Annotated in this window: 11 protein-coding genes and 1 pseudogene; 5 read left to right on the top strand and 7 right to left on the bottom strand. The window is 75.1% G+C overall.

Translation table 11 applies throughout. From position 1 onward, the window contains the following. The first annotated feature begins 34 nt into the window (after positions 1-34). Both ACGF4F_RS09535 and ACGF4F_RS09530 read left to right on the top strand, forming a co-directional pair. The gene (locus ACGF4F_RS09535; RefSeq protein ID WP_357435125.1) at positions 35-1,441 is read left to right on the top strand and encodes a class II 3-deoxy-7-phosphoheptulonate synthase; all 1,407 of its coding nucleotides are present in this window, start codon (positions 35-37) and stop codon (positions 1,439-1,441) included. Positions 1,442-1,485: 44 nt separating this feature from the next. Beyond that, entirely contained in the window at positions 1,486-2,520 is a 1,035-nt protein-coding gene (locus ACGF4F_RS09530) for a threonine aldolase family protein (RefSeq protein ID WP_393076249.1), read from the top strand. 120 nt (positions 2,521-2,640) lie between these two features. Here the strand turns inward: ACGF4F_RS09530 and ACGF4F_RS09525 are convergent, their stop codons facing one another. Beyond that, positions 2,641-3,543: a deoxyribonuclease IV gene (locus ACGF4F_RS09525; RefSeq protein WP_393076247.1), complete on the bottom strand. Its 903-nt coding sequence runs from the start codon at positions 3,541-3,543 to the stop codon at positions 2,641-2,643. Positions 3,544-3,659: 116 nt separating this feature from the next. After that, positions 3,660-5,627 (bottom strand): Stk1 family PASTA domain-containing Ser/Thr kinase, encoded by a 1,968-nt coding sequence (gene pknB / locus ACGF4F_RS09520; protein ID WP_357435130.1) that lies wholly within the window; start codon positions 5,625-5,627, stop codon positions 3,660-3,662. Positions 5,628-5,792: 165 nt separating this feature from the next. Between pknB and ACGF4F_RS09515 the strand changes: the two genes are divergently transcribed. Continuing rightward, positions 5,793-6,173, top strand: a complete 381-nt coding sequence (locus ACGF4F_RS09515) for an Rv2175c family DNA-binding protein (protein ID WP_073838851.1) — start codon at positions 5,793-5,795, stop codon at positions 6,171-6,173. A gap of 115 nt (positions 6,174-6,288) precedes the next feature. Here the strand turns inward: ACGF4F_RS09515 and ACGF4F_RS09510 are convergent, their stop codons facing one another. The 3 genes and pseudogenes from ACGF4F_RS09510 to ACGF4F_RS09500 all read right to left on the bottom strand — a co-directional run. Next, a complete protein-coding gene (locus ACGF4F_RS09510) occupies positions 6,289-7,371 on the bottom strand; it encodes a polyprenyl synthetase family protein (protein WP_393076243.1) in 1,083 nt (360 codons plus the stop codon). Positions 7,372-7,380: 9 nt separating this feature from the next. Continuing rightward, a complete protein-coding gene (locus tag ACGF4F_RS09505) occupies positions 7,381-7,896 on the bottom strand; it encodes a hypothetical protein (protein WP_393076240.1) in 516 nt (171 codons plus the stop codon). 328 nt (positions 7,897-8,224) lie between these two features. Continuing rightward, a pseudogene (locus tag ACGF4F_RS09500) lies at positions 8,225-8,401 on the bottom strand (helix-turn-helix domain-containing protein); the annotation flags it as partial. Positions 8,402-8,625: 224 nt separating this feature from the next. Between ACGF4F_RS09500 and metF the strand changes: the two are divergent. Further along, positions 8,626-9,543, top strand: a complete 918-nt coding sequence (gene metF / locus ACGF4F_RS09495) for a methylenetetrahydrofolate reductase [NAD(P)H] (protein ID WP_357435134.1) — start codon at positions 8,626-8,628, stop codon at positions 9,541-9,543. Positions 9,544-9,588: 45 nt separating this feature from the next. Further along, a complete protein-coding gene (locus ACGF4F_RS09490) occupies positions 9,589-10,314 on the top strand; it encodes a CDP-alcohol phosphatidyltransferase family protein (protein ID WP_393076236.1) in 726 nt (241 codons plus the stop codon). A 9-nt stretch (positions 10,315-10,323) separates the two neighbouring features. On the opposite strand, the gene ACGF4F_RS09485 is transcribed toward ACGF4F_RS09490, so the two are convergent. Next, entirely contained in the window at positions 10,324-11,814 is a 1,491-nt protein-coding gene (locus ACGF4F_RS09485; protein WP_393076233.1) for a phytoene desaturase family protein, read from the bottom strand. 11 nt (positions 11,815-11,825) lie between these two features. Beyond that, positions 11,826-12,953 (bottom strand): glycosyltransferase, encoded by a 1,128-nt coding sequence (locus ACGF4F_RS09480; RefSeq protein WP_393076230.1) that lies wholly within the window; start codon positions 12,951-12,953, stop codon positions 11,826-11,828. Between the last annotated feature and the right edge of the window lie 43 nt (positions 12,954-12,996).

Here is a 12,996-nt window from a genome sequence, read left to right as displayed (position 1 = left end):
GGGTCACCCCGGCGGTCGCCGTACGCTTTCTCTCATGCGCCATGAGTGGCATCAGCTGACCCACCCGGCGGTGGGCAGCCCGGGACTCCAGACCAGCCGCCCGACCGCCGACTCCGCCGAGGACGCGGCCCTCGGCCTGGACCGCTGGCGGGAGCTGCCGCGGGCCCAGACTCCGCCGTGGCCGGACCCGGCCCAGGTCGCCGAGGTCTGCAAGGTCCTCGACACGGTGCCCTCGGTGGTCGCGCCGTACGAGGTCGACCAACTCCGGCAGCGCCTCGCGCTGGTCTGCGAGGGCAAGGCGTTCCTGCTCCAGGGCGGTGACTGCGCCGAGACCTTCGCCGACAACACCGAGAGCCACCTGCTGGCCAACGCCCGCACCCTGCTCCAGATGGCGATCGTGCTGACATACGGCGCGTCGCTCCCGGTGGTCAAGGTGGCCCGGGTCGCCGGGCAGTACACCAAGCCCCGGTCGCTGCCGACCGACGCGCGTGGCCTGCCGGCGTACCGCGGGGACATGATCAACTCGCTGGAGGCCACGCCGGAGGCCCGGGTCGCCGACCCGCAGCGCATGATCCGGGCATACGCCAACTCGGCGGCCGCGATGAACATGCTCCGGGCGTACCTGGCCGGCGGGCTCGCCGACCTGCACGCGGTGCACGACTGGAACAAGGACTTCGTCAAGCAGTCGCCGGCCGGCGAGCGCTACGAGGCGATCGCCCGGGAGATCGACCGGGCGCTGGCCTTCATCCGGGCCTGCGGGATGACCGACGACGAGGCGCTGCGTACGGTCACCCTCTACTGCTCCCACGAGGCCCTGGCGCTGGAGTACGACCGGGCGCTCACCCGGATCTCCGGCAACCGGGCGTACGGCCTGTCCGGGCACTTCCTGTGGATCGGCGAGCGGACCCGGCAGATCGACGGGGCGCACCTCGACTTCATCTCCCGGATCGCCAACCCGATCGGCGTGAAGCTGGGCCCGACCACCACCCCGGACGAGGCCATCGAGCTCTGCGAGAAGCTCAACCCGGACAACATCCCCGGCCGGCTCACCCTGATCAGCCGGATGGGCAACCACCGGGTCCGGGACACCCTGCCGCCGATCGTCGCCAAGGTCACCGCGGCCGGGGCCAAGGTCGTCTGGCAGTGCGACCCGATGCACGGCAACACCCACGAGTCCTCGAACGGCTACAAGACCCGGCACTTCGACCGGATCGTCGACGAGGTGCTCGGCTACTTCGAGGTGCACCGCAGCCTGGAAACCCACCCGGGCGGCCTGCACGTCGAGCTGACCGGCGAGGACGTCACCGAGTGCCTGGGCGGCGCCCAGGGCATCGAGGACCTCGACCTGCCCGATCGGTACGAGACCGCCTGCGACCCGCGACTGAACACCCAGCAGTCGCTGGAGCTGGCCTTCCTGGTGGCGGAGATGCTTCGTGGCTGACGCGCGGAGTGGGCTTGCGAGCCCCGCGGTCGGCAGCCGAAAGGATGACTGTGGCTGAGCTTGTTGATCTACGATCCGACACGGTGACCCGGCCCACCGCCGGGATGCGGGAGGCGATGGCCACCGCCGAGGTCGGCGACGACGTGTACGGCGAGGACCCCACCGTCGCCGCGCTCGAGGCCGAGGTGGCCGCCCGTTTCGGGCACGAGGCCGCACTGTTCGCCCCGAGCGGCTCGATGGCCAACCAGATCGCGCTCCAGCTCGTCGTGCCGCCCGGTGAGGAGCTGCTCTGCGACGCAGACGCGCACGTGGTCACGTACGAGATCGGCGCGGCAGCCGCGTACGGCGGAATCTCGTCGCGGACCTGGCCGGCGGTCGGCGCGGAGATCGACCCGGACGTGGTGGCCGGGATGGTCCGGCCCGACGGCTACTTCGCGGTGCCGACCCGGGCGATCGCCGTCGAGCAGACCCATAACCGGGGCGGCGGCGGGGTGATCCCCCTCGCCACCCTGCGTGAGCTGCGCCGGGTGGCCGACGACCACGGGCTGGCGCTGCACTGTGACGGCGCCCGGATCTGGCACGCGCACGTCGCCGACGAGGTGCCGCTGGCGGAGTACGGCGCCCTCTTCGACACCCTGTCCGTCTGCCTCTCCAAGGGCCTCGGCGCGCCGGTCGGCTCGCTGGTGCTGGGCAGCGCCGAGAAGATCGAACGGGCCCGGTGGATCCGCAAGCGGATGGGCGGCGGCATGCGGCAGGTCGGCATCCTCGCCGCCGCCGGCCGGTACGCGCTGGCCTACCACGTCGGGCGGCTCGCCGAGGACCACGCCAAGGCCGCCCGGCTGGCCGAGGCCGTCGCCCCGTACGGCGTGCTCGCCATGCCGGTGCGGACCAACATCGTCCCGCTCGACCTGACCAAGCACCCGCTCGACGCGAAGGCCCTCGCGGCCGCCGCCCGGGCGGCGGGTGTGCTGGTCTCGGTGCTCGGCCCGCGTACCGCCCGCCTGGTCACCCACCTGGACGTCACCGACGCCGCCGTCGACCGCGCCGCCGAGGCCCTAACCCAAATCCTCCGCGCCTAACCCCACCCCCCGCCTCAGCGTGTTGATCAAGGAGTTTGCGTCGCCGGCGGCGCGGATTCCGACACAACTCCTTGATCAACGCGGGTTGAGCGGGGGCGCGGGGGAGGGAGTGGGGGTGGTTTAGGGGTGGAGGCGGGTGAGGGTGGCGATGTCGGCGGCGTGGCCGACGTGCTTCTCCGTCGGAGTCTCCACCACGACTGGGATGCCGGCGGTGGCCGGGTGGCGCATCAGCTCGGCGAACGCCGGCTCACCGATGGTGCCCTTGCCGATGTTCTCGTGCCGGTCCCGGGTCGAGCCGCACAGATCCTTCGAGTCGTTCGCGTGCACCAGCTTCAGCCGATCCGCCCCCACGGCGGCGACCAGGGCGTCCAGCGTGGCGGTCATCCCGCCCTCGACGGCCAGGTCGTGCCCCGCGGCCCAGGCGTGGCAGGTGTCGAAGCAGACCCCCATCATCGGGTGGCGGTCCACCGCGTCCAGGTAGGGGCCCAGGTGCTCCACCCGGGAGGCCAGCGACCGGCCGCCCCCGGCGCTCGGCTCGACCAGCAGCATCGGCCCGCCGCTTGCCGCCGCCTCGTCGAGCAGCGGCAGCAGCGCCTCGCGTACCTGGCGCATCGCCGCCTCGGCGTACCCCGCGTCCACCGCGCTGCCGGCGTGGAACACCACGCCCTCGGCACCGATCGCCCGGCCCCGGCGCAGCGCGTGAGCCAGGGTCTGGGCCGACCGTTCGACGGTGGCCGGGGTGGGGGAGCCCAGGTTGACCAGGAGCGACGCGTGGATGAAGACCGGCACCCCCCGCTCGCCGCAACCGTCCCGGAACAGCGCGTCCTGCGCCGGGTCGCCCGCCGGCAGGGCCCAGCCCCGCGAGTTGGAGACGTAGACCTGCACCACCTCGGCGCCGGCCGCGTCGACGTACGGCAGCGCCGCCTTCGCCAGGCCGCCGGAGGTGGGGGTGTGCGAGCCGACCCGCCGCCGCGCGCTCCGCGACTGCGGGGCGCGCGAAACCGACTCGCTCCGCTCGCTCACCGGACCGTCTTTCGTTCGCGGCTGCGGGGCTCGCAAACCCGGCTCACTCCTCGCGCTCACCGAACCGTCTTTCGTTCGCGGCTGCGGGGCTCGCAAACCCGGCTCACTCCTCGCGCTCACAGGCAGGTCACCGTGACCGGGGTGCCCGGCGGCACCGGCGTGTTCTCGCCCGGGTTCTGGAAGCGGGCCACCCCTGCGGGGTTGACCTGGATGTTGGCCGGGAAGCCCTGGCTCTCCAGCACCTGCTTGGCCTGATCGCAGGGCAGGTCGATCACCCGGGGCACGATCACCTGCGGCGGCCCCTTGCTGATCTCCAGCTTGACCTGGGCGCCCTTCTCCACCCCGGTGCCGTCGGCCGGACTCTGGCCGAGGATCTCGTCCTTCGGCTTGTCCGAGTCCTTGTACGACTCCACCGGGGTCAGCCCGAGCTGGGCGAGGATGCCCCGGGCGTCGTTGAGGTTCTTGCCCACCAGGTTCGGCACGGTGACTGGGGCGCGGCCCTTGCTCAGCACCACCGTCACCTTCGTGCCCGGCTTGACCACCGTGCCCACCTTCGGATCGGTGGCCATCACCACCCCGGCGGGCAGTTCGTCGTCGTACCGGGCGGAGCCCTTGACCACCACCAGCTTGGCGTCGGTCAGCTCGGCCTGGGCCAGCTCGAAGTCCTTGCCCACCACGTCCGGCACCGGCAACTGCTCCGGACCGAGCGACAGAGTCAGCGTGATCTTGCCGCCCTTGAGGATCCGGGCCGCGGAGCCCGGGTTCTGCCCCAGCACGCTGTCCTTCGGCACCTTCTCGTCGTAGCGGGGGTCGGCGTAATCGAGGGTGAAGCCGCCCCGGGCGGCCCGCGCCTCCGCCTCGGCCTTGGTGAGGCTCACCAGCTGCGGGGCGACCGTGTAGCGCCCCACCCCGAACCACCAGCCGCCGAGAGCGGCCACCAGGCCGAGCACCACGGCCGCCGCGGCGACCGCCAGCCGGCCCCGGGGCGAGCCCATGATCCGGGTACGCAGCCCAGCCAGCCCGGAGCCCGGGTCGTTGTCGGCGGACCAGTGGCGGTGCGGGCGCTGCCCGCCCCCCTCCGGCAGTCGGGCCCAGGCGGGACGCTCGGCCGGGCGGACCGCCGCCACCACCATGGTCGGCTGCGCCATCGGGTTCTCGTCGCTCACCTGCCGCAGCACCGCGGTGTGGGCGTTGCCCAGGCCGTCCCGGGCCACCTGCACCTCGGCCAGCAGCGCGCCGGCGTCGGTGGGGCGGGCGCCCGGGTCGCGCCGGGTGGCCCGGCCGACCAGGTCGTCGAGGACCTTCGGCAGGCTCGGGACCAGCGTCGACGGCGGCGGTACGTCCCGGTCGACGTGCTGCCAGGCGACGTCCACCGGGCGGTCGCCGTCGTACGGCACCCGGCCGGTGAGCATCTCGAACAGCACGATGCCGGCGGAGTAGACGTCGGTGCGTGGGTCTGCGTGGCCCTCGGTGACCAGCTCCGGGGCCACGTACGCCACGGTGGCCATGAGCTGGTTGCCGTTCTCCTCGGCGCTCGCCTCAACCGCGCGGGCCAGCCCGAAGTCGGCCACCTTGACCACGCTGTCCACCAGGTTGCCGGTGCCGCCGGTGGGCGCCTCGGCGACCAGCACGTTCTCCGGCTTGACGTCGCGGTGCACCAGGCCGGCACGGTGCGCGGCGGCGATCGCGGCGAGCATCTGCTCGGCGATCGCCAGGGCCTCGTCCGGGTTGAGCCGGCGCCGCTCGGCGAGGACGTCGCGCAGGGTGCGGCCCCGGACGTACTCCATCACCAGGTAGGGGAGGCCGGCGTGGGTGCCCTGGTCGTAGACCGCGACCACGTTCGGGTGAGTGAGCCGGGCGATGGTCTTCGCCTCGTCGGTGAACCGCTCCACGAAGCCGGCCATCCGGGCCCGGGCCTCGGGGGCCTGGGTCGGGTGAATGATCTTGACCGCCACGGTGCGCTCCAGGCGCTCGTCGGTGGCGGTGTACACGGTAGCCATGCCGCCACGGGCCACGCGACCGCGAATGCGGTAGCGCCCGTCTATCAGCGAGCCCAGCAACGTGTCGGCGACCTGTGTGTCCATCGGCAGGCAGTCTATGTGTCAGGGGGGTGAAGGTTGAACAGGATGCTACAGCCGAGGGTCGACGATGGTCCCGCCGCGCGTGTCCGGCCTGGTCGCGCCGCGTCCGGAAGCGCCGGACGGGGGTGCCGCCGCTCGGGCCGCCCCGGCACGTGGCAGGGTGGTCGGGTGACCGAATCCGTACCCGCCGCCGCCGGCGCCGACCTGCCCGGACCGACCGACCCGGCCGGCTGGCTGACCCTGCCGGACGTGGCCGAGCGCCTCGACCTGTCGATCAGCAAGGTGCACCAGCTGATCCGCGACCGGGAGTTGATCGCGGTCCGCCGCGACGGCGTCCGCCGCGTCCCGGCCGACCTGGTGGCCAACCGCACCGTGCTCAAGCACCTGCCCGGCGTGCTCAACCTGCTCGCCGACGCGGGGTACGACGACGAGGCGGCGTTGCGCTGGCTCTACGAGGAGGACCCCACCCTCCCCGGCACGCCGGCCGCCGCCCTCGGCGGCGACCAGGCCCGCGAGGTCAAACGCCGCGCCCAAGCCCTCGGCTTCTAACCCCACCCACCCCACCCCCCGGGTCCGCCCGTTGATCATGAGGTTGACGGCAGTTTCTGCGATCAACTCAGCCGCCAACCTCATGATCATCAGCGGAGGTGGGGTGGGGGTGGGGTCAGTCGGTGCGGCGGGTGGCGGCGATGGCCAGGTCGACCAGGGCCTGCCGGGCCTCGGTGTCCAGGTCGACCGTGGTGAGGGCGGCCAGCGCGCTCTCGGTCAGCGCGGCGATCCGCCGCTCGGTACGCTCCAGCGCCCCGCTCGCCGTGATCAGCTCGCGCAGCCGGGTCACCCCGGCGGCGTCCAGCCCCGGATCGCCGAGCCCGCCGAGCAGCTGCTCCCGGCCCGCGTCGTCGACCGCCTCCAGGGCCGCCGCCACCAGATACGTCCGCTTGCCCTCGCGCAGGTCGTCGCCGGCCGGCTTGCCGGTGCGCCCCGGATCCCCGAAGACCCCCAGCACGTCGTCGCGCAGCTGGAACGCCTCGCCCAGCGGCAGCCCGTACTGCGAGTACGCCGCGTGCACCTCGGCCGGGGCGTCGGCCAGCGCGGCGCCCAGCAGCAGCGGCCGCTCGACCGTGTACTTCGCCGACTTGTAGCGGGCCACCTTGCCGGCCCGCTCCCGCGAGGTGTCCCCGGTGGCCTGGGTCAGCACGTCGAGGTACTGCCCGACGGTCACCTCGGTGCGCATCTCGTCGAAGACCGGCCGGGCCCGGGCGACCGTACGCGGGTCGAGGCCGGCGGCGTGCAGCAGCTCGTCCGACCAGACCAGGCAGAGGTCGCCCAGGAGGATCGCGGCCGCGTCACCGAAGCCGTCCGGGTCGCCGCTCCAGCCGGCCGCCCGGTGCCGGGCCGCGAACCGCCGGTGCACGGCCGGCTCACCGCGCCGGGTGTCCGAGCGGTCCATCAGGTCGTCGTGGATCAGGGCGCTGGCCTGCACGAACTCCAGCGCGGCCAGGGCCGCCACCACCTGGTCGGAGTCGAGCCCGCCGGCCCCCCGGTAGCCCCAGTACGCGAAGGCCGGACGCAGCCGCTTCCCGCCTCTCAGCACGAACGCCTCGATCGCCTCGGCGACCGGCACCAGGCCGTCGTCGACCGCGGTCAGCCAGCCGCGCTGGCCGGCGAGGAACTCGGTGAGGGCCTTGTCGATCCGCTGGCGCAGGCCGGCGCGGTCGACGGGGGATACGGGAGCAGCGTGGGTCACGCGTGAACGCTAGCCGGTCCCCGCCGATCGCGTCGTGCCGCCATGGCGGGGGTTCGACGGGGGTCGACGGGATCCCGCCGCCCCGGGCCCGCCCGCCGCACCGACCGGCAGGTACGGGCGGGCCGCCGCGAGCAGGCCCGCGTACCGTCGGGCCGCCGGCTCGTCGCGGTGCGCGACCAGCCGCCGGCGTACCTCGGTGAGCTGGCCGACCGCCCGGGGCGAACCGGACCGGACGGCGTCGAGCAGCGCCTCGCCGGCCACCGCGCACGCCCCCGCCACCTCGCCGAGCTGGAGGTAGCCCCGGGCCAGCCAGCCGCCGTAGACCGCGGCGCGGCGCGGCCGGTCCCGCCCGCGCGCCGCCGGCCCGAGCAGCGGCACGGCGGCCCCCGGACGGCCCAGCGCGACCAGGGTGCGGCCGGTCAGCGCGGCCAGCTCGGCCTCGTCGAGCCAGTACAGCCACGGCGGTTCCCGGCCCGGCGCGGGCCCGCCGGTCTGGTCGGCGGGCGCCGCCGGCCGGCCCGGCACCGGGCCGGCCGGCGGCGCCCGTCACCCCGGCCAGGGGCGGCTCGCCCGCCACCAGGTCCGGAGCAGCTCCGGCGGGCTCCCGGTCGGGGTGCGACCCCCCGCCGGCCGGCCCGGTCAGGGCGTGGCCGGCGAGCGGACCGCTCAGCGCCGCCCCGGTCGGGTCGGCCGCCCAGTGGTGCGCCAGGGTGAGCAGAGCCAACCGCGCCCGGGAACCGGCCCGGTCGACCGCCGCCGGCACGGCGCCGAGCCGTCGGCTGTGCGCAGCGGCCTCGGCGAGCAGCTCGCCCGGCACCCCGAGGACCACGGCGAGCCAGCCCAGCCAGAAGTCGCCGGGCAGCCGGCGCTGCCGTTCCCACCGGGAGACCTCGTGTCTCGTCAGGGTCGGCACGCCGGACGCGGCGCAGAGCTCGGCGGCGACCCGCTGCTGGCTCCAGCCGCGTGCTGACCGCAGCTCGGCCAGGAGCGGCCCGAACAGGCGCGGGCCGGGTGGCGGGATGGGGATCATCGGTCCTCCGAGGGCATCGGCGCGGTGCGACGCGGACGCCCGGCAGTGCCGGCCCGGCGCGCCGCCGGTCGTGCTGACCCCCGCGCGGGCCCCGGGGGACCGGCTACCGGCCGGCTCCCTCCGCGCTGCCCCTTTTTACTCCCGGGGTGCGACGCTTTGCCCGGCTCCGCTCGCGGGCTGGGAAGACCCTGGGTACGACGGGACGGGCCGGTTACAGTCGGGACGTGGCGCTCGGTCTTCCCTCGGTCCTCCCGAACCCTCAGCCGGCCATCGGGGAGCTGATCCGCGACGGCCAGCCGACCTTCTCGTTCGAGTTCTTCCCGCCCAAGACCCCGCAGGGGGAGCGCCTGCTCTGGCAGGCCATCCGTGAGCTGGAGTCGCTGCGCCCCTCGTTCGTCTCGATCACCTACGGCGCGGGCGGCTCGACCCGGGACACCACGGTCGCGGTGACCGAGCGGATCGCCACCGACACCACCCTGCTGCCGATGGCGCACCTGACCGCAGTGAACCACTCGGTCGCCGAGCTGCGGCACGTCATCGGCCGGCTGGCCTCCGTCGGCGTACGCAACGTGCTGGCCGTGCGGGGCGACCCGCCGGGCAACCCGGGCGGCGAGTGGGTCCGGCACCCGGAGGGCGTGCGGTACGCCGAGGAGCTGGTCCGGCTGGTCCGCGACGCCGGTGACTTCAGCGTCGGGGTGGCCGCCTTCCCGTACAAGCACCCGCGCTCACCCGACGTGGCCAGCGACACGAGGTACTTCGTCCGCAAGTGCCAGGCGGGGGCCGAGTTCGCCATCACCCAGATGTTCTTCGACGCCGACGACTACCTGCGGCTGCGGGACCGGGTGGCGGCCGCCGGCTGCGACACCCCGATCCTGGCGGGCGTGATGCCGGTGACCCAGCTGGGCACCATCGAGCGGTCCGTCCAGCTCTCCGGCGCGCCGTTCCCGCCGGCCCTGGCGGAGCGGTTCGCGCGGGTGGCCGACGACCCGGAGGCGGTCCGCCGGCTCGGCATCGAGCAGGCCAGCGAGATGTGCGCGAGGCTGCTGGACGAGGGCGTGCCGGGGATCCACTTCATCACCCTCAACCGGTCCACCGCCACCCGCGAGGTCTGGCAGCATCTCCAGACCGCCGCGCGGGTGTGACCAGCGGGCCCACGCCACCCGCACCGCCCTTCTACGGTTGATTCCGTGGTGGGCACACAGCTGAACTGGGACCAGTACGCGGCCGCGTGGGCGCGGCTGCACGGCGGGTTCGACCCCCGCGCCGCCGCGCCGGTGGTCCGCGCCTGGCTGCGGTTCTCCTACCACGTGGGTTACATCCTGGGCCGGCTGCGGGTCGGCCCGACCCCGGTGACCGTGGTCGGGGTGCTGCTCTGCGTCGGCGTGCCGCTGCTGGTCGGGCGGCCGGGCGACGGGCCGTTCCTCGGCGCACTGCTCGTGCTGCTCGCCGCGGTGGCGGACAGCGTCGACGGCGCGGTCGCGGTGGTCACCAACCGCACCACCCGGCTCGGCTACGTCTACGACTCGGTCGCCGACCGGCTCGGTGAGGCCGCCTGGCTGACCGCGTTCTGGCTGCTCGGTGCGCCGGGCGCGCTGGTCGCCGCAGCCGGCGGCCTGTCCTGGCTGCACGAGTACGTCCGGGCCCGGGCGATCGCCGCCGGGATGCGGGAGGTCGGCGTGGTGACCGTGGGGGAGCGCCCCACCCGGGTGTGCGTGGCCCTGGTCGGGCTGGTGGTCGCCGGGCTCACCGGGTTGCTCGACACCGACGTGACCGCCGGCACCAGCACCATGGTCACCACGGTCTGGGTGCTGCTGGCCGGCTACGGCCTCGGGCAGCTCCTCGCCGCCGTCCGTCGCGCGCTGATCGACGCCGACCGACCCGCCGAGCAGCCCACCCGAACCCCGGGCCGTTGACCGGGGTCCTCACGCCCAGGCCGGGCCGATCTCGTCGGCGACGATCTGGGCCGACAGGGTGACCATCGGGAGCCCGCCCCCGGGGTGGCTGGAGCCGCCGACCAGCCAGAGCCCGTGCGCCGGGCCCCGGTTGGCCGGGCGCAGCAGGCCACCCGCCGTGCCGTAGATCGCCCCGCCCGGTGCGCCGGTGGCCGCGTCCAGGTCGGCCGGCGTACGGATCTCGCGGAACACCAGCCGGTCCCGGACGTCCACGCCCCGCTCGGCGAGCACGTCGAGGATCCGGTCGGCGTACGCCTCGGCCAGCCCCGGTCGCCGCCAGTCGACCGCGCCCGCGGCGGTGCCGTGGCGCGCGGCGTTGACCAGCACGAACCACGCCTCGTGCCCGGCCGGGCGGACGGTGGGATCGTCGGCCACGGTGACGAAGACCGTCGGGTCGAGGGCCGGCCGGGCCCGCACCCCCCGCCCCGGGGCGCCGAAGACCGCGTCGAACTCGGCGTCAGTGTCGTGGGGGAAGAAGACGGTGTGGTGCGCCAGCCCGGAGTCGCCGCGGACGCCGAGCAGCAGGACGAAGCCGGCCAGGCTGCGGTCGGTGAGCCCGGCCAGCCGGCGCGGGGTGGGCAGCAGGTCCCGGTAGAGGGTGAGCGCGTCCACGTTGGCCACCACCACGTCGGCGGGGACTCCGGCGGTGCCGCCGGCGAGGCGTACCCCGTGCACCCGGCCACCGGCCGCGTCGATCCGGGTGACCGCGGTCCCGGTCCGCACCACCACCCCGAGGTCCAGGCAGCGCGACAGCAGCGCGTCGGCGAGGCTGCCCAGCCCACCGCGCAGGTACCAGCCGCCGTACGCCAGCTCGGCGTAGGGGACGGCGACCAGCGCGGCCGGGGCGCGGCGCGGGTCGGCGCCGGTGTAGGTGGCGTAGCGGTCGAGCAGCATCCGCAGCCGCGGGTCGGACAGGTGGCGGCGGCCGACGCCGCGCAGGGAGCGGCCGGGGCTGATCGCGGCCAGGTCGCCGAGCCGCCAGGCCAGCGCGGCCAGGTCCCGGGGGGAGTCGACGGTGCGGCGCAGGACATCCCGGTGCGACGCCGTCCAGACCCGGGTGGCCCGCCGCCAGAGCCGCTGCCAGTCCGCGGCGGCCCGGTCCCCGAACGCCGCGCCGATCCGGGCGGCGAACTCGGCCGGGTCGGCGCACGAGTCCAGCGTGGGACCGCCGCCGGGGAAGACGTGCCGGACGATCGGGTCCAGCGGCACCAGGTCCAGGTACTCGTCGAGCTTCGCGCCGGTCGCCTCGAACAGGTCGTGGAAGATCTGCGGCAGGGTGACCAGGCTCGGCCCGGTGTCGAAGCGGTACGACCCCTCGGGGGCGTCGTGGACATACCGGCCGAGCTTGCCGCCGACCGTGTCGGCGCGCTCGAAGACGGTGACCTCGTGCCCGGTGACCGCCAGCCGAGCGGCGGCGGCCAGCCCGCCGACCCCGGCGCCGATGACCACGATCCGCGCCATGCCGCGCCCCCCTAGCCGACCGGGCGACCCCGCCAGGTGAGCCGGCGTCGCTTCCGCAGATGGTACGACCGTAGGGTCAGCCAACCGAGGACCACGACCGACACGGGGTGTGTCAGCGCGTCGGGCCAGGCCCGCCCGCCGGTGGCCCGGGCCGTGACCACCCGCCCGGCGACGCCCAGCAGGTAGGCCAGGAACGCGAGCGCGGCGACCGCCGGCGCGCCGGCCGCCAGCGTGCCCACCGCGATCAGCGGGGGCGCGGTCCAGAGCAGGAGCAGCAGCGCCACCACCAGCACGGCGGCACCGGGGTGCCCGAAGGAGGCCCAGAGCGACTTGGTGTAGCCGTCGCGCAACTGCGGCCAGTTCTCGTACATCCGGCAGGCGGCCAGCCGGGAGCCGTCGGCCAGGGCGATCCGCCCGCCCGCGCGCTTCACCGCCCGGGCCAGCTCGATGTCCTCCAGGACCCGGTCGGCGACCGCCGCGTGCCCGCCGGCCCGCAGGTAGCCGGCCCGGTCCACCACCAGGAACTGGCCGCCCGCCGCGGCCAGCGACGGCCGCGGCGAGCGTTCCATCGCGCGCAGCGGCAGAAAGGTCAGCCACAACCACTGCAGCAGCGGCTGCACCAGCCGGTCGGCCGCCGTCCGCACCACGATCCGGGGGTACGCCGACAGCAGCGTCGCGCCCGCCGCGCGCAGCTCGGTCACCGCCGCCGCGACCGCGTACGGGGTGAGCACCACGTCGGCGTCGACGAAGGCCAGCACGGCCGGGGCCGGTCCGGTCCGGGTGGCGAGCTGCCAGCAGGCGTGCGGCTTGCCCAGCCAGCCCGGCGGCGGGGCGGCCCCGCTGAGCAGGGTGAGCCGCGGGTCGTCGCCGGCCACCGCGCGGACCACGTCGGCGGTGCCGTCGCCTGAGTTGTCGTCGAGCACCACGATGCGCAGGTGGGGCACCCCGCGCTGGGCGAGCAGCGCGCGCAGGCACGGCGCCACCCGGTCGGCCTCGTCGCGCAGCGGCAGCAGCACCGCCACCGCCTCGGTCACCTCGACCGGGTCGGCGGCGGGGCGGCGCAGCCAGCGGGTGGCGTTGACCCAGGTGTGCGCGGTGAGCGCGGCGACCGCGACGGCCAGGGCGACGACGGCGGTCATGCCGTCCCCTCCCTACGGTCGGCGACGCCAGGAGACACGGCGA

Origin of the sequence: Micromonospora sp. NPDC047740 (genome assembly GCF_043204735.1) — a bacterium.
Classification (GTDB): domain Bacteria; phylum Actinomycetota; class Actinomycetes; order Mycobacteriales; family Micromonosporaceae; genus Micromonospora.
The sequence above is the reverse complement of the archived record's forward strand: the minus strand, read 5'-3'. Positions and strand labels throughout refer to the sequence as shown.